This is a genomic window from Mesorhizobium sp. P2_E10, from assembly GCF_056404235.1.
Genome location: NZ_JBFUEK010000003.1, coordinates 110,185 through 131,787, shown reverse-complemented (window position 1 = coordinate 131,787; position 21,603 = coordinate 110,185). Strand labels below are relative to the sequence as shown.

At 64.6% G+C, this 21,603-nt stretch carries 20 protein-coding genes; 3 read left to right on the top strand and 17 right to left on the bottom strand.

Annotated elements, in window-relative coordinates; all coding sequences use genetic code 11:
- Window positions 1-3: 3 nt before the first annotated feature.
- From AC1D0N_RS09630 to AC1D0N_RS09585, 10 genes are all read right to left on the bottom strand, one after another.
- Window positions 4-1,251, bottom strand: coding sequence for a caspase family protein (locus AC1D0N_RS09630; RefSeq protein WP_477243226.1), 1,248 nt, complete (start codon window positions 1,249-1,251; stop codon window positions 4-6).
- A 19-nt stretch (window positions 1,252-1,270) separates the two neighbouring features.
- The gene (locus tag AC1D0N_RS09625) at window positions 1,271-2,395 is read right to left on the bottom strand and encodes an OmpA family protein (protein ID WP_477243225.1); all 1,125 of its coding nucleotides are present in this window, start codon (window positions 2,393-2,395) and stop codon (window positions 1,271-1,273) included.
- Window positions 2,396-2,624: 229 nt separating this feature from the next.
- Complete coding sequence (locus tag AC1D0N_RS09620; protein ID WP_477243224.1) at window positions 2,625-3,461, bottom strand: amidohydrolase family protein; 837 nt, start codon at window positions 3,459-3,461, stop codon at window positions 2,625-2,627.
- A gap of 53 nt (window positions 3,462-3,514) precedes the next feature.
- On the bottom strand, window positions 3,515-4,168 hold the full coding sequence (locus AC1D0N_RS09615; protein ID WP_477243223.1) for a ThuA domain-containing protein: 654 nt from the start codon (window positions 4,166-4,168) through the stop codon (window positions 3,515-3,517).
- A 10-nt stretch (window positions 4,169-4,178) separates the two neighbouring features.
- Window positions 4,179-5,276, bottom strand: a complete 1,098-nt coding sequence (locus AC1D0N_RS09610; protein WP_477243222.1) for a Gfo/Idh/MocA family protein — start codon at window positions 5,274-5,276, stop codon at window positions 4,179-4,181.
- A gap of 99 nt (window positions 5,277-5,375) precedes the next feature.
- Window positions 5,376-6,362 carry an ABC transporter ATP-binding protein gene (locus AC1D0N_RS09605; protein WP_477243221.1) on the bottom strand — a complete coding sequence of 329 codons (987 nt, stop codon included), beginning with the start codon at window positions 6,360-6,362 and terminating at the stop codon, window positions 5,376-5,378.
- Complete coding sequence (locus AC1D0N_RS09600; RefSeq protein WP_477243220.1) at window positions 6,359-7,381, bottom strand: ABC transporter ATP-binding protein; 1,023 nt, start codon at window positions 7,379-7,381, stop codon at window positions 6,359-6,361. Before AC1D0N_RS09600 ends, AC1D0N_RS09605 begins: the two co-directional genes overlap by 4 nt.
- Window positions 7,371-8,345 carry an ABC transporter permease gene (locus tag AC1D0N_RS09595; RefSeq protein WP_477243219.1) on the bottom strand — a complete coding sequence of 325 codons (975 nt, stop codon included), beginning with the start codon at window positions 8,343-8,345 and terminating at the stop codon, window positions 7,371-7,373. Before AC1D0N_RS09595 ends, AC1D0N_RS09600 begins: the two co-directional genes overlap by 11 nt.
- Window positions 8,345-9,373 (bottom strand): ABC transporter permease, encoded by a 1,029-nt coding sequence (locus AC1D0N_RS09590; RefSeq protein ID WP_477243218.1) that lies wholly within the window; start codon window positions 9,371-9,373, stop codon window positions 8,345-8,347. The genes AC1D0N_RS09595 and AC1D0N_RS09590 overlap by 1 nt, the downstream gene beginning before the upstream one ends.
- Before the next feature lie 107 nt (window positions 9,374-9,480).
- Window positions 9,481-11,154, bottom strand: a complete 1,674-nt coding sequence (locus AC1D0N_RS09585) for an ABC transporter substrate-binding protein (protein ID WP_477243217.1) — start codon at window positions 11,152-11,154, stop codon at window positions 9,481-9,483.
- 304 nt (window positions 11,155-11,458) lie between these two features.
- On the opposite strand from AC1D0N_RS09585, the gene AC1D0N_RS09580 reads away from it, so the two are divergent.
- Both AC1D0N_RS09580 and AC1D0N_RS09575 read left to right on the top strand, forming a co-directional pair.
- Window positions 11,459-12,184 (top strand): LuxR family transcriptional regulator, encoded by a 726-nt coding sequence (locus AC1D0N_RS09580; protein WP_477243216.1) that lies wholly within the window; start codon window positions 11,459-11,461, stop codon window positions 12,182-12,184.
- A 147-nt stretch (window positions 12,185-12,331) separates the two neighbouring features.
- Complete coding sequence (locus AC1D0N_RS09575) at window positions 12,332-13,231, top strand: proline iminopeptidase-family hydrolase (protein ID WP_477243215.1); 900 nt, start codon at window positions 12,332-12,334, stop codon at window positions 13,229-13,231.
- Between the two features lie 17 nt (window positions 13,232-13,248).
- Here AC1D0N_RS09575 and AC1D0N_RS09570 read toward each other — a convergent pair whose 3' ends face one another.
- From AC1D0N_RS09570 to AC1D0N_RS09555, 4 genes are read right to left on the bottom strand one after another with little or no spacing between them, the layout of a single operon-like run.
- On the bottom strand, window positions 13,249-14,430 hold the full coding sequence (locus tag AC1D0N_RS09570) for a hypothetical protein (protein WP_477243214.1): 1,182 nt from the start codon (window positions 14,428-14,430) through the stop codon (window positions 13,249-13,251).
- 32 nt (window positions 14,431-14,462) lie between these two features.
- On the bottom strand, window positions 14,463-15,473 hold the full coding sequence (locus AC1D0N_RS09565) for a succinylglutamate desuccinylase/aspartoacylase family protein (RefSeq protein ID WP_477243213.1): 1,011 nt from the start codon (window positions 15,471-15,473) through the stop codon (window positions 14,463-14,465).
- A gap of 2 nt (window positions 15,474-15,475) precedes the next feature.
- Entirely contained in the window at window positions 15,476-15,820 is a 345-nt protein-coding gene (locus AC1D0N_RS09560; RefSeq protein ID WP_027026214.1) for a RidA family protein, read from the bottom strand.
- Between the two features lie 37 nt (window positions 15,821-15,857).
- The gene (locus AC1D0N_RS09555; RefSeq protein ID WP_477243212.1) at window positions 15,858-17,180 is read right to left on the bottom strand and encodes an alanine racemase; all 1,323 of its coding nucleotides are present in this window, start codon (window positions 17,178-17,180) and stop codon (window positions 15,858-15,860) included.
- Between the two features lie 69 nt (window positions 17,181-17,249).
- Between AC1D0N_RS09555 and AC1D0N_RS09550 the strand changes: the two genes are divergently transcribed.
- Window positions 17,250-18,191, top strand: coding sequence for an amidohydrolase family protein (locus AC1D0N_RS09550; protein ID WP_477243211.1), 942 nt, complete (start codon window positions 17,250-17,252; stop codon window positions 18,189-18,191).
- Here the strand turns inward: AC1D0N_RS09550 and AC1D0N_RS09545 are convergent.
- Genes AC1D0N_RS09545 through AC1D0N_RS09535 form a run of 3 tightly spaced genes read right to left on the bottom strand, consistent with a single transcriptional unit; the run spans window position 18,165 to window position 21,594 of the window.
- The gene (locus tag AC1D0N_RS09545) at window positions 18,165-19,136 is read right to left on the bottom strand and encodes an ABC transporter permease (protein WP_477243210.1); all 972 of its coding nucleotides are present in this window, start codon (window positions 19,134-19,136) and stop codon (window positions 18,165-18,167) included. The genes AC1D0N_RS09550 and AC1D0N_RS09545 overlap by 27 nt on opposite strands.
- The gene (locus tag AC1D0N_RS09540) at window positions 19,133-20,098 is read right to left on the bottom strand and encodes an ABC transporter permease (protein ID WP_477243209.1); all 966 of its coding nucleotides are present in this window, start codon (window positions 20,096-20,098) and stop codon (window positions 19,133-19,135) included. Before AC1D0N_RS09540 ends, AC1D0N_RS09545 begins: the two co-directional genes overlap by 4 nt.
- The gene (locus AC1D0N_RS09535) at window positions 20,095-21,594 is read right to left on the bottom strand and encodes a sugar ABC transporter ATP-binding protein (protein ID WP_477243208.1); all 1,500 of its coding nucleotides are present in this window, start codon (window positions 21,592-21,594) and stop codon (window positions 20,095-20,097) included. Before AC1D0N_RS09535 ends, AC1D0N_RS09540 begins: the two co-directional genes overlap by 4 nt.
- Between the last annotated feature and the right edge of the window lie 9 nt (window positions 21,595-21,603).

Below are 21,603 nucleotides of genomic sequence, written 5' to 3'. Positions count from 1 at the left end.
GCATCACTTGCAGCCACCTTGCGCCCATCTGCCCAGCGCCACCTTGAAGCGCGTGCCCAGCGGGTGCTGCAGCCGCAGCACCGAGACGTCATTGGTGACGTAGGTCTTGGCCTGGTCGCACAGCCGCTCCTCGGTCCATTGATGGCAGTTGCTGCATTGATTGTCCCAGACGGACTTTTCGAGGCCTTCGACCGGACTGAAATGCGGCTTTCCCTGGATCAGCTGGGCGATGCTCTTGCCGTCGATCGCCGGGTCGCCAAAGTTGACCGGAACGTCGAAAAGGACCGGTGCGTCCGAGCCCAGCTTGGGGATTTCCTGGCGCAGCTGTTCCAGCGCTGCCTGCGCGTTGGCGTCGGAGGCAGACGGCGTGGCCGCGCCGGCGCCATTGCTGCGCGCCGGCGAACCGGTCTCGGCCGCCGCGGCGTCGGAATCGCCGACGATCAGCGGTGCATTGAGATCGACCTTGTGAAGGACGACTTCGGTTGTCAGCGAGACGTTGATCCATGGCCGCTGTTTGCCGGCGGTGGCCTTGAACACTTCTGATGTAACCCGGTTCATCGTCTCGGTGATCGAGACGTTGGCGTCGCCGATATGGGCCAGCAAGGCCGCCGAGAACGGCGAATGTTCGCCCGATCCGTCATAGGCTACCTGGTTGGGGCTGGCGGCGAAGGCGACGAGCGTACCGGCGCCACCGTTTTCGATCGGGATTTCGGCCAGGCCGCTGCTTGCCGCGCTGCCGGTCTCCTTGGCCAGCACGTCGGCCAGAGGATTGTCACGGCACGCATCCAGGAACACCAGCCGGATGCCGGATTCACGCGACATCTGCCGCAAGATGAAATCCACCTGCACGGCTTCGAAGTCGAGCGAGGTCTCGTCCTCCAGTGCTGCGTCGACAGGCAGCAGGTAGTTGTTTCCCCCGACCTGCAAGCCATGGCCGGCATAGAAGAAAAGCGCGATATCGGCGCCGCGCACCTGCTTTGCAAATTGCGCGATCTTCTCCTGCGTCTGCGATTTGGTGAGATCGAGGCCGGAGACGACTTCGAAGTCCAGGGTCTTCAGGCGATCGGCCATCGCCTGCGCGTCGTTCACCGGATTGGGAAGCGCCGGCGCGTTCTGGTAGTGGGCATTGCCGAGCACCAGGGCGATGCGGCGTTCGGCATTGGCTGCGCTCAAACCCCAAACCAGCAGCAGCACGGCCAGACCGATGCCACGCAGGAGGCCGCTGCAATTCGCAATCAGATTGAAACGCACCGTTACGACAAATCCCTGTTCAGTTGACGAGCGGCGTGGCGGAAAACTCGATGCGCCGGTTCAGCGCCTTGTTCTTCGGCGTGTCGTTGGCAGCCACCGGCCGTTCCTCGCCGTAGCCGGTGGCCGCGATCTGGGTCGACGGAATGCCAGCTGCGATGATCGCGTCGGCCACCGCCTTGGCGCGGCGCTCCGAAAGGGTTTTGTTTGCCGTGGGCGAGCCGTCGGAATCGGTATGGCCCGACACTTCGACTTTCAATTTCGGGCATTTGCCGACGACGTCGACCACCTCGGCCAGCAACGGCCGGCTCTTTTCGTCGAGCCGCGCGCTTGCCGGGCGGAAATATATGGCTCCGGTGCGCGAAAGCACCGCAAACCGGTTCATGCATTCGTCCTCGCTGAAGGTCGTTTTCGCGGCGTCGGTAGCGACCGGTCCGACCTCGGTTGCAGCACCCGCGGCTGCCGCGACGGCCGGCGGCGGCGCCTGTTTTGCGCCGTCGGCAGTGAAGACGAAATCGAAGGACACCGAAGCGGTCGGCACGATGCTGCTGACATTGGCGGCCTGCTGCAGCTTTTCGACGTTGGGTAGCAGGCCAAAATCCTCGACATGCACCGCGACCGGGGCGTCCGAAGCGATCGACACCATCGAGTCAGTGATCATGGTGACGACGGCAGTGGCGACAAGGTCCTTGTCGACGCCATGCAGGCTGAGCCGGAACGGAATCTGCGCCGTCATCCGCCGCTTCGTCGCCAGATCGGCGAAGGCGGCAGGATCGACTTTCGCGGTCACTTCGGCTGTCGGGAATTTGAAGGTCTCGAAGAACAGGAACCGCATGCGGACATTGCGGAGATCGATGCCGGTGTCGACCGAGTTGAGATCGAAGGTCACCTTGGCGGCGCCGTCCGCTGTCAACGTGCCGGAGAGGTTCCTGATCTTGTTGGTCTCGACAATGGTGTTCTTCTTCACCGATTGGTAGGTGAGGGTCGAGTTTGCCGGGTCAAGCGTCCAGTTCGGCTTCGCATTCGCCGCTTCCGGTGCGAGCAGCAACAGCCCGAACACAGCGGCGACCAGAGCAAGAGCGCTGACGATGCGCCGGCCCTTCAAAATCGACCCTTGCTGCCGAAAAAATCCGACGACCTCGAACATGGACGCCCCCGCCTTAGGACAACAGACCTCAGTTCCGGTCACGGCGGTCGAACGCAGTGTCCCTTGGCGAGCATAGAACATTCGGTTTTGCTTTACGAGTAGCGCCAGTGCCCCGTGGCCGACGCGTTCGTCGGTCTGGTGGCGTGAAGAGTAATCAACACGCTGTGATCGGCCTCGGCACTGTGATCGGGTACGTGCCAGCCGGCATGGGAGCCGTGGTTCGGTCTGCCTACAATCCCCACATCCGCTTGGCATTGCCGGAGAGCAGCTTTGTCCGTTCGTCGGCGCTGGTTCCGCCAAGCAGCGCATGTGTCGCCGCCACCCAGGTCGCAAGGCCGCCGCCAAGCGTGCAGACCGGCCAGTCGCTGCCCCAGACGACACGGTCCCAGCCGAAACAGCCGATGGTGTGTTCGACATAGGGACGCAGTGTCTCGGCGGTCCATGAGCCGCCATCCGCATAGGCAACCACACCGGAAATCTTGCCTATGACATTGGGGCGCCGCGCAATCTCCGCCATATGCTCGCGCCAAGGATGTTCGCTGGCGCCCTTGATGTCGGGCACGCCGCAATGGTCGAGCACGAACTGCACATCCGGCGCGAGATCCACGAGCGCGATTGCGATCGAGATCTGATGCGGCAGAACGACGAGGTCGAAGGTCAGGCCGGTGCCGGCAAGCCGCTTGATGTTTTCACGAAACAGCGCGGCTTGCGAAAGCGCGTCCGGCATGACGTGGAGCACCCGGCGGAACCCCTTGACGAAGGAATCGGTTCGCTGGCGCTCGAGATAGGCGGCAAAGCCGGGCTCCTCCGGTCGGCACGAGGCAATGGCGCCGCGCAGCAAACTGCCCTTCTGATGTGACTGTGCCTTCACATGGCTGGTTTCAGCCTGGATGTCGGCCGGATCGACATCGACCTCCATGTGCAAGGCAGCCTCGATGCCGGCACGGCGGGCCTGGATCGCATATTCGTCGTAGGAGTGGTCGCGGTTGAGCGCTGGCACGCCGGCGAGCCAGGGATAGCGCAGCGCCGAGAGGTCGATCAGGTGCAGATGGGTGTCGACGATCATGACGCGCTTTGCTCCCTGGCGATTTCAAGCCATCGCACGGAGAAATCCTTCATTCAAACAGCAATCCGGCTGGCCCAAAGCGCGCCGCGCTCGAAGATCGTGCGCATCTGAGGCACGTCGAACTCATCGGCCGTGTGACCGAGCGCACTGTAGAAAACGCGGCCCTTGCCGTAGCGCCGCTTCCAGACGACGGGCATGACGACGCCATCGATGAAGTCGAGGTGCTCGCCGGTAAAGGTCGTCGTCGCCAGCACCTCGTTGGTCGGGTCGACATGCATGTAATATTGCTCCGAGCGGTAGGCGAAATTGCCGATGCCCTGCACGATCGGATCGTTGGGCCTGGCGATGTCGACGTGATAGTCGATGATGTTGCCGGGATGGGCGACCCACTGGCCGCCGGTCATGAACTGGTATTCCGTCTCGTTGCGAAAGCTGTCGCACATCGAGCCGTGAAAACCGGCAAGGCCGGTTCCGCCCCTGACCGCGCTGGTGAGGCCTTCCAGCTCCGGCTTCTCGATCGTCGTCATGGTGATCACCGGGACGATGAGATCGAGTTGCGAGAGCTGCGGATCGGCGAGTGCCGAGGTGCCCTGCTCGATCCGTACATCGAAGCCATGCCCGGTCAGGATGTCCTTGACGATGCCGGCGCTGCGGGCCGGGGTGTGGCCTTCCCAGCCGCCCCAGAAAATCAGTGCTGTCTTGGCCATGATGTCGTTCCTATTCCAGAATTCCGAAAGGCAGGTCGGCGCGCATCGGCGCCGGCCTCGCGCAGCCATGCTTCAGGTCGATACGCTGCCCGATCTCTGCCGAACGGATGATCTGTTCCATGATCTCCAGGACATGCAGGGAAAGCTCGAGACTGGCGCGGTGTTCCCGGCCGGACACGATCGCCTGCGCCATGTCGGCAAGGCCGAGGATGCGGTAGTTGCCGTCGCCATAGGCATGGATCTGATCGGCCAGCGTCCAGTCGCCCTTGCGCAGGCTGGTCCTGATGTCGCCCTGGAACTGGTTCGGATCGGAGACGATCATCGAGCCCGACGTGCCGTAGAGCTCGATATGATTGTGCTCGTGCTTCCAGACGTCGAAGCTGGTGGTGATCGAAACCGCAGCACCATTCTCGAACGCCAGCAGGCCGGAAATGTGGGTCGGCACCTCGACATCGATGGTCTGGCCTGCGCGCGGACCGGAGCCGATGGTGCGGGTGGCGTAGGATGATTTCGCCTGCCCGGTCACCGATTTCACCGGCCCGAGAAGATTGACCAGGCAGGTCAGGTAATAGGGACCCATGTCGAGCATCGGCCCGCCGCCGGGCTGGTAGTAGAAATCCGGGTTCGGATGCCAGAGCTCGTGGCCGGGCACCTGCATGAAGGCCGAGCCGGCGACGATGGTGCCAATGACCCCTTCGTCGACAAGCCGGCGTGCCGTCTGGTGCGAGCCGCCAAGAAAAGTATCGGGGGCACAGCCGACGCGCACGCCCTTTTCGCGCGCGGCCGCGACCAGCCGCTCCGCGTCAGCGAGCGTCGTTGCCAGCGGCTTTTCCGAATAGACATGCTTGCCTTGCGCCACGGCCTGCAGGCCAACCGGTACGTGATGCTGCGGTGTCGTCAAATTGAGCACGATCTCGACGCGCGGATCGGCAAGCAGCGCCTCGACGGTCATCGCCGCCAGGCCGTAGGCCTGCGCCTTGGTTTCGGCAGCCGCCGGGTTGATGTCGGCGACGCCGACGACGTCCAGCACGGCAAATTTTGGCGATGCCTTCAGATAGGCGTCCGAAATGTTGCCGCAGCCGATGATGCCGATACCGATTTTTCGCAAGGTCTTCTCCCAGCTGCGCCGCGACATAGATAGGGAAGCCAAACTGATTTGTCTCCCCTTTCCAGACAGCGATGGTTCGGGCAGGCGTTCGTCCACACCCTACCCGTTCAGCGGGTGATGACAGGCAACCAGTCGCCCGTCGCCGATGCTGCGCAGCAGCGGACGCTCGCTGCGGCAGACCGAAGTCGCGGCCGGGCAACGGGTGTGGAAGCGGCAGCCGGATGGTGGGTTCATCGGGCTCGGCAGATCGCCTTTCAGCACGATACGCCCGCCTCGCGCCCGATCGACGCTCGGGATCGGCACCGCGGAACGCAGGGCAGCGGTGTAGTGATGGGCGGGCGCCGCGAAGACCAGATCGGTCGGCCCGCTCTCGACGATCGATCCCAGATACATGACCGCCACACGCGTCGAGATCTGCCGCACGACAGAGAGATCGTGGGCGATGAACACATAGGTCAGGTTGAACTCCTCGCGCAGATCGGCGAGCAGGTTGACGATCTGCGCCTGGATCGACACGTCGAGCGCCGAGACCGGCTCGTCGGCCACGATCAGCCGTGGCCTGAGCGCCAGCGCGCGGGCAATGCCGATACGCTGCCGCTGGCCACCCGAAAATTCGTGCGGATAGCGCGACGCGTGCTCGGGCGACAGATCGACCCGGCGCAGCAGCTCGGCGACGCGGTCCGCCATTTCCGATGCCGAGAGGCGCTCATGGATGCGGAACGGATCGGCCAGGAGATCGCCGACCCGCCGGCGCGGGTTGAGCGAGGCGCTGGGATCCTGAAAGACCATCTGCATCTGCCGCCGCAGCGGCCGCAGCTGCCGCTGCGACGCCTCGGAAATATCGCGGCCCTCGAATTCCAGCGAGCCCGAGGTAATGTCGGTCAGGCGCACCAGGCAGCGGCCAAGGGTGGACTTGCCGCAACCGGACTCGCCGACAATGCCAAGCGTTTCGCCTGGCCAGATATCGAGTGAAATCTGATCGACCGCCTGCACCGTCCGGCGTTGCGCCGGGAAAATCGAGCGGCCGACATGATAGTGCTTCGACAGGTCGCCGGCGCGAAGCAGCGGGCGCGGCACGGCATTCATGGTTGCGTCTCCAGGCCCGCAACCTTGCGGATGTTGAATTTTTTGCGCTGCGCTTCCGGCAAGACGCAAGCGGCACGATGACTGGCGCCGCTCATCGGCGGCGGCTGGACCAGGCAGGCATCGTGGCGAAAGCCGCAGCGCGGTTCGAAGGCGCAGCCTTGCGGCAGATTGGCGAGCGACGGCGGAACGCCCGGAATGGCCGCGAGCCGGGCCGGGCGCGCGCCGTCCATCGGTGGGATCGAGCCGAACAGCCCCCATGTGTAGGGATGCAGCGGCGTGCGGAAGACGCTGTTCTTGCCACCCTCTTCGACGAAGCGGCCGCCATACATGACCAGCACCCGGTCGGCGACTTCGGCAACGACGCCAAGATCGTGCGTGACCAGGATCACCGCCGAGCCGAACTCGTCGCGCAGCCGTCCGATCAGTTCGAGGATCTGTGCCTGAACGGTCACGTCGAGCGCCGTGGTCGGTTCGTCGGCGACGAGCAGCGCGGGATTGCACGACAGCGCCATGGCGATCACCGCACGCTGGCGCATCCCTCCGGAAAGCTGGTGCGGATAGCCGTCGACGACGCGATCCGGATTGGCTATGCCGACGGCGTCGAGCAATTGCACCGCCCTCGCCCGCGCCGCTCGCGCCGACACTTTTTCATGTGCGCGCACCTGCTCACCAATCTGGTTGCCGATCGTATGCACCGGGGTGAGCGCCGACATCGGGTCCTGGAAGATCATGGCGATCTGGCGGCCGCGAATGGCGTCGAGCGCGCGCCGGTTGAGCCCGACCAGTTCCTGTCCCATGAAGCGGATGGAGCCGGAGACGATCGCCTTGGGGCTATCGATCAGCCCCATGATGGCGAGCAGTGTCTGGCTTTTGCCGGAGCCGGATTCGCCGACGACGCCGACGATCTCACGCTGCTCGACAGTGAACGAGACGCCGCCCACCGCGCGTACAAGACCCTCGTCGCTGCGGAAGGAAACCGTGAGGTTCTCGACGACAAGAAGAGGAGCATCAGCGGGCATCGCGCGCCCTCGGATCGATGAAGACGAAGACGATGTCGACGACGAAGTTTGCCATGACGACGAAGAAGGCGGCGTAGATCACCGTGGCCAGGATCATCGGCAAATCGAGGGTCTGCAGCGCCTCATAGGTCAGTTTGCCGACGCCCTGCAGTCCGAAGACAACTTCGGTCAGCAGCGCGCCGCCACCGACCAGCGCACCGAAATCGAGGCCGAACATGGTGACGAAGGCCACCAGCGAAGTGCGGAGGCCATGATGCAGCAGCACGCGCCGCTCGCCGATGCCCTTGGCGCGGGCGGTGCGGATGAAATCCTCCTGCATCATCTCGATCAGGCTTGCCCGCAGCACCCGGCCGTAAAGGCCGACATAGAGGGTCGCCAGCGTGAACCACGGAATGACCAGCGCCTTGAACCAGCCCCAGGGGTCCTCGGTCAGCGGGATGTAGCCGAGCGGCGGAACCCAGGAGAAGGCCCATGTGTCATGCCAGCGGCTCTGGGTCAGCAGATTGGCGACCTCACCCAGCCAGAATACCGGAATGGAAACACCGACCAGGCTCAGGATCATCAGCGCCCGATCTATGAAGGTGCCGCGCGTCGCGCCGGCGATCACGCCGACGATCAATCCGCCAAGCACCCACAGCACTGCCGCACCGCCGACCAGCGACAGCGTGACGGGAATGGCGCTGATCACCGTGGGGACCACCTGCTGGCCGCGATTGACGAAGGAGGTGAGATCGCGGCTGATGAAAAGCCGGTTCATCATCAGCCCGTATTGCACCGGCAACGGCCGGTCGAGACCGAAATCGTGGCGGACCTGGATCAGGGTTTCCTGGGAGGCATTGCGGCCGGCAATGCGCGCCGAGGGATCGGCACCTGGCGTGGCAAAGAAGATCAGGAAGGCGACAATGCTGATGCCGAACATGACCAGCACCATCTGGCCGAGCCGGAAGCTGAGCGCCGCGAGCATCAGACGCCCCTCGGCGAGGATTTGGGATCGAGCGCGTCGCGAACCCCGTCGCCCAGAATGTTGAGGGCCAGCACGGTGATGACGATGGCGAGCCCTGGCGCCAGCGCCACGATCGGCCTGGAATAGAGCAGGCCCTGGCCATCCTGGATGATCGTGCCCCAGCTGGCATCCGGCGGCTGCACGCCGATCGACAGGAACGACAGCGAGGATTCGGTCATCATGTTGAGCGCCAGGATCAGCGGTACGAAGACGATGATGCGCGTCACCACATTGGGCATGATGTCGCGCAACAGGATGCGCCCCGGCGAGGCGCCAAGCCCGATCGCCGCGGTGACGAATTCGGCATGCATCAAGGTCAGCACATGGCCGCGGATCGGCCGCGCCACATAGGGCACATAGACGATGCCGATGATGAACACCGGCAGCCACAGGCTGCCCGAGCGGATTTCGAACGGGCCGATCCAGATGCTCTGCGCGATCAGCACGATCGACAGCGAAATCGCCAGCAGGAAGATCGGGAAGGCCCACAGCACGTCGAGAATACGCGACAGGCCGATGTCGACAAGGCCGCCGAAGAAGCCGGAAACGACGCCGAGAAATGTCGCCAGGACGAGACACAGCACAGCTGCGGCGCCCGAGATCAGCAGCGAATCCCGTCCGCCGTAAAGCAGCCGCGCCGCGACATCACGGCCCTGGTTGTCGGCACCGAGCAGATACGGGCCGATGCGCCAGGTCGGGCCCATCGGCGTCATGCCAAGGCCGAGGCCTTCGGTGGAAGGCTGCAGCACCGGCTGGCTCACACCATCGATGACGATCTCGCCGTTGAGATTGGTGACGAACGGATCGGTGTGGGAGACGTATTGCGCATAAAGCGGCGCTGCCAGCGCGGCGATGACGATGACGACGAGAACGGCGAAGGCGGCTGTCGCCGAACGATCGCCTTTCAGCTTGCGCCAGGCCGTGCGCCATGGGCCCTGCGGGGCGCAGCGGACCGGAATGGCGGGCTGGTCCGCTATGACATTGACCATGGACAGGATTGCCTAAGAAAAATCTCGACCGGAAAGATGCGCCGAACCGGCGCAAAAGGAAATGCGACGGAGCGCCGATGGCGCTCCGTCGCATTGCATCTCGGAGATCACTCCACCCAGGACTGGCTGACGATCCAGTAGAATTGCGGACTGAAGGTGAAGTTCTTCACCCGGGACGAAATGACATCGACGCGCTTGGGCGTGAACAGCACGGCGACCGGCGCCTTGTCGGTCACCGCCTTGTCGATGGCGGTCCACAGTGCGGCGCCCTTGGCCGGGTCGGCGATGGTCGCCGTCTCAGCCTCGGCCATCGATGCGTCGATCGCCTTGTCGCAGAAGCCCGAAATGTTGACCGACGCATCCGAGCCCGGCGTGAACGAGGCGCAGCTGAACAGCACGTCGAGGAAATCGGATGGCGCCGGGTAATCCTGGAACCATTGCGAGATCGAAATCTGCACCTTGTTGTTGGTGTTCTGGATGTAGGTGAACTGGATGTTCTGCGAGATCGGCTTGACCGAGGTCTTGTAGCCGAGCTGGTTGAGCACGTCCTGCAGATAGACGCCGATCGCCTTGGAGACGGTGGTGTCCTCGGTGATGATCGTCACCTCCTGGCCGGCGGTTCCCGATTCAGCGACCAGCTGCTTGGCCTTCGCCATGTCCGGCGCCGACCACTTTTCGCCGGGGTTGGCGCTGAACGGGCAATAGGGCGAGTAGGACGGGAAGTCCGGCGGCAGGATCTGGCAGGCCGGCTGCGCCAGGTTGCTGCCGCCAAACAGCTTGACGATGGCGGCGCGGTCGATGGCGAAGTTTACCGCCTGGCGGACGCGGATGTCGTTGAACGGCGCCAGATTGTTGTTCATCGGCGCATACCACATCGCGGTCAGCGGATGCACCGAGACCTGCTTGGCGTATTTGGTGCCGAGTTCGGCCAGACGATCGGCCGGCGGCGGGTCGAACATCCAGTCGGCCTGGCCGTTCTCGACCGCCGTCACCGCGGCTTCGTCGGTGAGGCCGAATTCATAGTCGATCTCGTCTGGATAGCCGGCCGGCTGCGCCTCCTTGCTCCATTCCTTGAAGTGCGGGTTGCGCACGATCTTCATCAGCTTGTTGGGATCATAGCTGGCGATCATATAAGGGCCGGTGCCCGGGATCGGGTCGGTGCCGGCATCCTTGAGCGGCGCGCTGGCCGGCAGGATTGAGGCGTGCGGAATGGCGATCTTCTGCAGGAATTCGGCATCCGGCTGGGTGAGGTTGAAGGTGATCGTGCCGGCCGCGTCGTCAACCGAAAGGCCGCCGTCAAGGGTGCAGGTTGCGGGTGTCTTCAGACACGCATCGGCACCGACGATGCCGTTGTAGAGCGTGCCGGTCGTCGGCCCGCTGATCTTGAAGATGCGCTGGAACGACGCGACCACATCCTTGCTGGTGAGATCCGAGCCGTCGGCGAACTTGATACCCTTGCGCAGCTTGAAGACATAGGTCTTGCCGCCGTTTTCAACCTTCGGCAGGCTTTCAGCCAAGTCCGCGACGACTTCGAAGCCGGTCTTGTCACCGACCTTCTTGTAGGTCACCAGGCCATCGTAGAGGACGTAGTTGAGCTGGAAATATTGCAGCGTGTAGTTGATATGCGGATCGGCGGTGCCGGCCGCGGCATTGGCCAGCAGGCGCAGCGTGCCGCCGGGCTTGCCCTCCGCAGCGATGGCGCTGCTCGCCGGCGACAGGATCGTCATGCCGAGCAGGGCCAGGCCTGGTATCAACGCTGCAAGTGCCTTGTGCGGTCGCATTGGTGTTCCCTCATGGAAAGCGTGTCGACTTTGCCACGCCGACTGTAGTCGATCGACCACGGCGCGGCGGATACGAAATGGCTTTGGGTTGGCGGACGGCGTCCGTCTATTAGCCCAATCGCAGAAGACTACGGCCCGCCGAGCCGGACAGGATAGCTATTAAGATAGATAGGGTCGCAGACGCCATTCACGCCTATTTGTTGGGCAATCACCCAGCATGGCTATTTGACAAGCAATGGCCAGTTGGTAAGTTCGCCGGATGCAGGTTTTTTCAGGGGATTTAGAGAGCCTGTTCCGGACAGGGATGAGCGTCGACGCAGCCATGGCGGCGGCGACCGGTGTGCTGGAGTCCATCGGCTTCACCTCGTTCATCTACGACTATACGCCGGTGCCTGTCAGCCATAAGGGCGATTTGATCACGCCCTCGCTGATGGCGCTGCGCAACGTGCCGCGCGACATGCAGGATCTCTGGTGCAAGGGGGGGTATTATCAGCTTGACCCGGTGCAGGAAGCCGCGCTCGCCGTGTCGAGGCCATTCCTGTGGTCGCATAGAGGTGTCCAGAGCAGCGTCATGCAGCGCGTGTTGCAGTCGAGGCACGCGCCGGTGGTCAGCTATCTGCTCGACACCAGGATGACCTGCGGCATTACCGTGCCCATTCGTCTTGCCGGCGGCGATCTCGCCACCTTCACTGCCATCCGTGCCGATCCCGAGGCCGGGTTCGAGGCCGAGGCCAGACACTTCATCGCCGAAATCGGCGATCTCGGTCATCTCCTGCACGATTCCGTCTATGCCGGTTTCGACGAGGGCACCCGCACCTGCCAGTATGTCCATTTGACGGCGCGCGAGCGTCAGTGCCTGCGCCTCGCCGCGGCCGGACTGACGGCAAAGCAGGTGGCGCGCGAGATCGGCCGCACGGTGCCGACCGCAACGCTGCACCTCAATGCGGCGACGCGCAAACTTGGCGCCAAAAACCGCTTCCACGCCATCGCGCTGGCCGCCCACTACCGGCTGCTCGAACCCGAGCACTGAGGCGAAGGCCACTGATCGCCACCGGGCAAACCTATAAATAGTGCTAGCTGTAATTGCGCGGGGTCACTGAGTACCGTCTGCCGCAAAACAAGGCTTGGGAGGCTCCGTCATTTGGTTCCTGCCGCGCCATGATGCGGAGTTCGGACAATGACGGCAGCTACGACCACCGAAGGATTCAGCGACTACAAGGGCTACCGCACCTGGTACCGGGTGACCGGGAATCTCGCCTCGGACAGGTTGCCGCTGGTCGTCGCCCATGGCGGCCCAGGCTGCACCCACGACTATGTCGATTCCTTCAAGGAGCTCGCCGGACCCGGACGGGCCGTCATCCATTACGACCAGATCGGCAACGGCAAATCGACCCATCTGCCCGACAAGGGCGGTGACTTCTGGACCGTCGAGTTTTTCCTCGGTGAACTCGACGCACTGCTCGCCCATCTCGGCATTACCGGCCGCTACGCCTTGCTCGGCCAATCCTGGGGCGGCATGCTGGCCGCCGAGCACGCGGTGCGGCGGCCCGACGGGTTGAAGGCGTTGATCCTGGCCAATTCGCTGGCCTCCATGCCGCTCTGGATCGAAGGCGCGTTGCAGCTGCGCGCCGAATTGCCGGCGGATGTGCAGGCCGCGCTCGACCGGCACGAGGCAGATGAAACCACTGGTCATCCGGATTACCTCGCGGCAACCAAGGCCTTCTACGACCGCCATGTCTGTCGCGTCGTTCCCAATCCACCCGAAGTCGTCAGGACATTTGCGGCGATCGAGGCGGATCCGACGGTCTATCACACCATGAACGGACCCAACGAATTCCACGTCATCGGCACCATGCGCAACTGGACCATCGTCGAGCGCCTGCAATTGATCGAGGCGCCGACGCTGGCCTTCCGTGGATTTTACGACGAAGCGACCGAGGCCTGCGTGCAGCCGTTTCTCGATCGCATTCCCGACGTCGAAGGCATGGTCTTCCCGAATTCCAGCCACATGCCGCATGTCGAGGAAAAGGACGACTGCCTCGCCGCCGTCGGTCGCTTCCTCGCCAAACACGACTGACGTTCCGCGCCTTCTGCTCAGGCAGAAAGCGCGGCACCCACCCAATCGAGCCGCGCCGCCGGGACAAGGCCATAATTGTAGAAATTGATGCCGTCGACACCAGGCGCCAGCGCCGGCTTGACCTTGGCGGCGAGCCCTTCGGAGCCGACCATTTCCGGATAGAAGAGCCGGTAGCCGGTGCCGAGGAATTTTTCCGCGCCGAGTGCTGCACGGCCGGCGGCCATCAGGCTGGCGACATCGCCGGCCTGCATGTCATATGCGCACAGGATCGCCCCGTCGCAGACCTTGCCGAGCGCTTCGAGATCGCAGCCGCCGAGCCAGCCGTCTTTCAGGTCGATGATGACGACACGCGTCGTGGGATCCGCCACCTCGCGCAATTCGGCGACCAGGCTGGTCACCGGCTCGAACCGCCAGAGCAGATAGGCGTGGAGCTCCGGCCACGGCGCAAAGACGTCGAGGCCGCTGGCGGGAAAATCGGGGAAGCGTCGTTGCGGCACCGCACGCTCGCAGGTCTCGACGATCCATTGTTTGGTGAGCTTGCGCGCCGCCCCGCCATCGACGCCGGCTTTTGCCGCGCGGGCGACGCAGGACGGACAGAAGCATAGCGACAAAAGAAAATCGTCTTCCGGCGTCAGCCCGACACCATCCTTCTCGTGATGATACTCGTGGGCGAAGCCCATGAAGGACGGGCTTTCAAGTTCGATCCTATCCGGCCTGTAACTATGCGAGATATCGGCGACCAGCGCGCGGACATAGGCGCGGGCATCGGGATGCGACGGGCAGAGATTGTAGTAGTTGGCATCGCCGAAGGCGTTGTGGGTGACGGCCTGCGGATGCAGCACGCCGAGGCGGGTGTTGTGCAGGCAGACTGTCCAGCACGAAACGCCGAGCCCGCCGGCGTCTCGCCGGCGGATAAGGTTGCCAAGCACGTCGCCGCCCTCGGTGATTACGTCCGCCACCTTGGGCTGGATGGCGAGGCTCCCCCAGCGCGCCGCGGTCGGCTTGAAATAGATGGTGCCGTCCTCTGGGAAATAGGCCTTGCGGCGCGGGCTGCGCGGCTGCAGGAAGCGCCCGGCATGATAGGACGTCGCCAGGCTGATCATGTTGAGCCCGGCGCGCTCGACGAGATCACGTTCGACCGTCTCCAGGCCGAGATCCCTGACATCCCAGGGGTAGGTCCACATGGACAGTTGCTGCATCGAATATCCTCAGTCTTGATCCTGGTATGACTTCAGCCCGCGACGGGCTCGGCGACCTGCATCAGGCAGTCTCCGGCCGCGCACATCGTGTGCAGCCGGCGTGACAGTACGATGCCGCCTTCGGCGAAATGCAGGGCTTGCTCGGCAACATCGAGCTGTTCGAGATCGTGATACCAGCCGGCCAATTGTCCTGCGCTCACGCTGTCACCCAGCCTGACGGCGGGCTCGAACCAGCCGCGGCGGGTGGCGTAGAGGCCCTGGCTGTGCCGGGACAGCGACAACAGCCGCGTCGGCGCCGCAGGCTTTTCGCCTGCGCCAAGAACCGGTGCGTCGACCACACCCAGTGCCACCATCAGACTGTCGAGGGCGCGGGCGGTGATCGCCATCGAATCGACCGTTGCGGTGCCGCCACCGCCGAACTCGCCGCTGACGCCGATGGCGCCGGCGCGCCGCGCCGCGCCCATCGAGGTTGGCGAGGCCTGGCCGTTGTCGGCTATGAAGCCGTAGGGCATGCCGAGCGTGCGCATCAGCTCGACGCCGCGCCGATGGCGCTCGGGATCGGAATTGCGTTCGACCAGTGCGGTCGGCAGATGCTCCATCGACGTGCCGCCGGAATGGATGTCGAAGATGACGTCGTGGCGAGGGAACAGCTCCTTCTCGAGGAAATTGGCCAGACGGCTTGTCGGCGTGCCCGAGGGGTCGCCGGGAAAGGCGCGGTTGAGGTTGCCGCCGTCAAGCGGCGAACAGCGTTTGGCGGCCATCACGGCCGGTGCGTTGGCCATCGGCATGATGGTGATGCGGCCCTTGATCCGCTTCGGATCGAGCCGGCGCACCAGTCTGGCCAGAGACAGCTCGCCCTCATATTCGTCGCCGTGATTGCCGGCCATTAGAAACAGCGACGGGCCATCGCCATTGCCGATTAGGCAGATCGGCACCTTGACCTGAAAGTAGGGCGAGCGGTCGATCGAGAACGGGATACTGAGATGGCTAAGCGTCTTGCCGTCGCGGTCGAAGTCGAGCGTGTGGGCGAGGCCGGTGTGCATGGTCAGACCGCCGCGACCGCGGTGATTTCGATGCGCAGGTCGGGATCGGCCAGACGCGCCTCGACGCAGGCACGCGCCGGCAGGCGGGCAGGATCGACCCAGGCATCGTAGATGCTGTTCATGGCCTCGAAATCGCCGATCTGCGGCAGGAAGATGTTGACAGCGACCAGCTTCGACTTGCTGCTGCCGGCCTCGACCAGCAGCGCCTCGACCTTGGCCAGCACGTCGCTGGTCTGGCTCTCGATGCCGGCCTTGCGGTCATTGGCCACCTGGCCGGCGATGTGGACGAGGCCGCCATAGACGACCGCCTGCGACATGCGCGAGCCGGACTGAAAATACTTGATCATATCGGATCCTTTCGAGGTTCTCTTTTTGGAGATCTGGTCAGCCGAACCAGGTGGGGAAAGCGTGGCGGACGCGGCCGGTGGCATCGACGCCGAAGATCACGCGGTAGCGATCGAGGCAGGTGCAGGGGTGCGAGATGCCGAATTCGACGACGTCGCCGACGGCGATGTCGTCGCTCGGTGCAATCGACAGGAAGGCGTGCTGGTCGTTGAGCTTGACCACCTCGGCGCGCGCCGCCGGCATCGGCAGCGGCTTGCCGGCACGAAAGACGGTGAGCAGCGTTGGAAAGCCCTGGTCGAACGACACGTCGCGCATGCCCATGCCGCAGATGACGAGGCCGGGCTCCGGCCGCGACAGCACTTCGGTCCACAGGCGCAAAGCAGGGCGAAACGAATGCCGCGCTGAGGCGCTGATGCCACCAATGGCAAAACCCTTGCGGGCATCGAGCGCCCCGAGCGAGCGGTCATAGGTGCCGTGGTCGTGGAAGAAGATGGCGCCGCTGCGCAACAGCAGCGTCGCATTGCCGTCGCCGAAAACCACCGGCGAAAGTGCCGCGACCACTCTGTCGAAGAAGACCGAGCCGCCAGCGCTGACGATCAGCGGCGAACCGCCGCCGACGCGGGCGCGCAGCCGCAGGAACATGTCGGCGGTCATTGCCAGCAGGCCGGATATCACCGCATCGGTGCGGCCGGGCTCGGGTTGCGCTGCGGCCCCTTCATAGGTCGCGACGCCGGCGATCTTGAGCCGCCCGGCAGCCGTGATCGCATCGGCGATGGCCTCGGCTTGCGCGGTGGTGCGGGCGCCTGCCCTGCCCGCGCCGAGTTCGACCATCACATGTAAGGGCGGCAGTGCAGGGTTGGCGTGCCAGGTCTCGGCCAGTGCGTTCACGGCATCGACCGAGTCGGCAAAGACATAGAGTTCGGCTTTCGGCCAGGCACCGGCAAGTACCGCCAGCCGGCTGGCGCCGCCGGCTCCGCCAACTTCATTGGCGATGATCAGGCGTGTCAGGCCGGCCTTGAGCATCACCGTGGCCTGCCTGATGTCGGCGACGGTTGTGCCCCATGCGCCGGCCTCGACCAGCGACCGGGCAAGGTCGGGCGCCATCGGCGTCTTGGCATGCGGTGCAATCGCAACATTGTGTTCGCGCGCATAGCGCAGGAACAGGTCGCGGTTGGCGGCGAAGGCTGCCTCGTCGAGGGTCAGCACCGGCAGCGCCATGCGTCCATCGGCCGGATGCCAGTGCTCGGCTGCGACAAGGCTGCTGTCCAGCCAGGTGGTGCCGGGCGGCACGCCACGGATGCGATCGTCGAGTCGGAAATTTTCGCGCACGACAAGCGGTGGAACCGGTGAGTTTTCAGTCATCCGATGCTAACCCTTCAATGTCGCAGAACGAAGCCGGGATCGATGCCGGCCGCAGCATGAGAGAGACGCGTGCCAGTACCTTACGCCGGACCGATCATCGACGCCCATCATCATCTGTGGGATCTCGGCCTGGGACGGCATCCCTGGCTCACCGCCACGGCCGGCGAGCGCGGCGGCCTGGGCGAGCTTGATCCGTTGCGGCGTAACTATCTGCCGCAGGATTATGCGCGCGACGCAATAGGGCACAATGTCGTCGCCACGGTGCATGTCGAAGCCGGCTGGGCGTGTGACGACTGTGTCGGTGAAACGCGCTGGCTGGAAACACTCGACAAATCGCGCGACGTCGCCGCCCGCTACGTCGTTCACGTGCCGCTTGCCGACCGCCAGGCGCCGGCGCTGCTTGAGGCGCAAGTGGCATTCGAGCGTGTCGTCGGTGTGCGTGACATATTGAGCTGGGACCCTGATCCCGCTCGCCGCTTTGCCGCCCGCGACAGCATCATGGACGATCCGGCCTGGCGCGCCGGCCTGTCCTTGCTTGGCCTTCACCGGCTTGCCTTCGACCTGATGGTGTTTCCGCGCCAGCTCGGCGACGCGGCGCGGCTTGCGGCCGCCTTCCCCGACCAGCAATTCGTTCTCAACCATTGTGGCAGTCCGATCGACCGCGACGCCGACGGTATGCGGAGATGGCGCGACGGGCTGCGGCTTCTGGCGGAGCGCGACAACGTCGCCATCAAGATATCGGACCTGGTCGCCTACGATCATGACTGGACGCTCGACAGTTTGCGGCCGGTGGTCCTGCACTGCATCGACTGCTTCGGCACCGGGCGCGCCATGTTCGGCAGCGACTTTCCGGTCGCCGGCCTGCATGCATCGTTCGATGACATATATGATGGCTTCAAGACCATCACAGTGGACTTTTCCGCCGACGAACAGACGGCGCTGTTCTTCGGCAATGCAAAGCGCATCTACCGGCTGGACGATGTGTCATCGGCGCGCCTGCTCCCGGCCTGAGAGCAGCAGCAGGCCGAGGATCAGCGAGCCGAACAGGATGCTGCGCCACCCGGGCGACGCGTTGACGACGGTGATCAGCGCGGTGATGGTGACCAGCAGGATGGCTCCGGGGATGGTGCCGGCATAGGTGCCGAGCCCACCGAGGATCGAAGTGCCGCCGAGCACCACGGCGGCAATCGAGGCGAGCAGATAGGGATCGCCGATGCCGACATAGCCCTGTCCGTTCATGCCTAGGACCAGCACGCCGGCAAGCCCCGAACAGAAGCCGCTGATGCCGTAGACCGCGAGTGTCGTCGACGTGACCGGAACCCCGGATAGGGCCGCGGCGAGCGGATTGGCGCCCATGGCGAAGATCCGGGCGCCGAGCGATGTCGCATGCATCGTCGTCAGCACGATGACGGAGACCACCATCCACAACAGCACGCCGGCCGGAATGCCGGCCGGCCGGCCATTGCCGAGCCAGTGAACGAGCGGATTCTCGGCGGTCACCGCGCTGCCGCCGGCGATTATGATCAGAAGGCCTTGCAGGAATGTCGCCATGGCCAGTGTCATGATCATCGGGTGGACGCGCAGCAGCGCGACGCCGAGCCCGTTGACCAGGCCGATTGCCGTGGTCAACACCAGAACGGTAAGGATGGCGGTGAGGCCAGTCGGATCAGCCTGCCACGATAGCAAAGGCAGGCTGACGGCGCTGACGGTGACGATGGCCGCGACGGAAAGGTCAATGCCGCCGGCGATCACCACGAAGGTCTGGCCTGCAGCCACCAGGCCGATGACGGCGCCGAGCTCGACGAGGTAGCGCAAATGGCCGTAGGCGCCGAAGCCGCGCGAAACGAAGCTCGCCACGATCCAGACCGCGGCAACGATGGCAATTGTCAGGAACGGCCGGCTGCGCATGATCGTCACGGCGCGCTTGCCGCCTGCGCTCTCATTCCATGCTGTCATTGCTGCACCTTGCGGAATTGCGGGATGGCGACCGCGCCGATGATGATCAGGCCCTGCGCGACATATTGGGCGACCGGCGTGAAGCCGAGGAAGAACATGACGCTGATCATCAGGCTGAGCAGCAGGCTGCCCGCAAGCGCGCCGCGCATCGTGCCCTGGCCGCCGAGGAAGCCGATGCCGCCGAGCACGGCAGCGGCAATCGAATTCAGCGTGAAGGCCGCACCGATGACCGGGTCGCCTGAACCGGTCTGTGCGGCAACGAACAGGCCGGCGCCGGTGGAGAGCAGACCGCTGATCGCGTAGGCGGCGATGCGCGCGCCATCGACCGGCACGCCGGAGCGATAGGCGCCGACCGGATTCTCGCCGGCGGCATAGAGGCTCAAGCCAAGCGGTGTGGCGAGATAGAGCTTCCACAGCAAAACGATGAGCACCAGCAACACGAATGCGGCCGGCGTGTTGCCGGCAAGCAAGTCAGACAACCACGCCGGAATGGCGCCGCCAGGCCGCGGCAGGATGAGCAGTGCGGCGCCGCCGATGATGAAGGAACCGGCGAGCGTCACCACGATTGCCGGCAGGCGAAGCCGCACCACGATGAAGCCGGTGGCGGCGCCAATGCCGAGGCCGGTCAGCGCCACCGCAGCAGTGCCGCCGGCCACGCCCAGCGGCCCGGCCATCGTCGTCGCGGCGATGACCGCGCCGAGGCTGACCGTCGCACCAATCGCCAGGCTGATGCCGCCGGTGAGCATCAGGATCGCCTGCGCCATGGCGACTAGCGCCAATGGAAACCAGCTCTGGGTGAATTTGGCGAAACCGGAGGCGGTGAACAGGCCGGGAAAGAGGAACCCATAGGCGACGAGAAACACCAGGACGACGGCAAACAGGCTGCGCACGCCGACATTGCGGCGCAGCTGAACCGGCCAGTAGAGCGCGCCGGTCTGTCGTGCGGAAGGCGCTGTGTTCATGCCGCAACCTTCCGCTGTTCGGCGCCCATCGCGGCGGAAACGATGGCTTCCTCGCTCAGCGCTTCGCGTTCGAGCATGGCGACGATGCGGCCGTCGCGGACGACGGCGACCCGGTCGCAAAGGTGCACCAGTTCGGGCGTGTCGGAACTGAGCAGCACCACCGCCTTGCCGGCGGCGGCGAAGTTGCGAAGCATCATGTAGATCTCACGCTTGGTTTCGACATCGACGCCGCGCGTCGGATCGTTGAGGAGAAGCACGAGCGGGTCGTGCGGCATCCATTTGGCCAGCGCCACCTTCTGCTGGTTGCCGCCCGACAGCGCCTGCGCCGCACGGCCAAGGTCGCCCTTGATGCCGAGCTGGGCGGCAAGGCCTTTGGCCGTCTCGCGCTCGGCACGGCGGCTGCGCAGCTTCAGCGCTGGCAGCCTGGCGAAGGCCGGCAGCATCATGTTGGTGATGATGGGATGAATCAAATGCAGGCCTTCGCGCTTGCGGTCGGCCGGCACATAGGCGAGGCCGGCTGCGTTGGCTTTCGGAACGCCGCCGGGCAGGCCCGACGCGCCGTTGACGGTCGCCGATGCCGTGCGTGCCGGAATGGCGCCATAGACGCCGAGCAGCAGATCTTCCTGGCCTTGCCCGACCAGGCCGCCGATGCCAAGCACCTCGCCCGTCTTGATGTCGAGATCGACGTCATGCATCAGGCCGGCTGCAAATTTGCGGACAGAGATGGCGTCGGCAGGTGAGGCCGAAGGCTGCCAACGCGGAAAGAGGTCACCCGGATCGCGGCCGACCATCAGCCGCACCAGTCCGGCGGCGTCGGTTCCTTCCAGGGTGCGGTCGGCCGTGCAAGAACCGTCCTTAAGAACCGTGACGTGCTGGCACAGCGCCATGACTTCGTTCAGCCGATGCGAGATGTAGAGAATGGCTATGCCTTCGCTGCGCAAACGCTGCAGCAAGTCGGTGAGGATCTTCGTTTCGGTTGCCGACAACGACGACGTCGGCTCGTCGAGAATGAGCACGCGCGGCCGGCGGTAGAGTGCCTTGGCGATCTCCACCATCTGCCGGCGGCCGAGCGACAGATGCCCGACAGGCGTCAACAGCGGCTCGTGCAGCCCGACAAGATCGCACGCGGCCCTGGCCCGCGCGGCGAGCTCGCGATAGTCGACCAGGCCGAACCGCCTGGGATAGGCGCCGAGCCCGATGTTTTCGGCGATGGACAGACTGGCCGTCAGGCTGAGTTCCTGCTGAACGACGGCGATCCCGGCCTGCCGCGCAACAGCCGGGGTCATGCGCGAGACCGCGCGTCCATCGACCTCGATCGTCCCGCCGTCCGGGCGCAGCGCGCCTGACAACAGGTTGATCAAGGTCGACTTTCCGGCGCCGTTCTCGCCGAGCAGCGCATGCACGCGGCCCGGCTGGAGAGCGAAGGAAACGTCGCGCAGGACGGGGTTGCCGAAGAAAGACTTCGACACCCCCCGCGCCGCGAGCAGCGGAGCCATGGTTGTCAA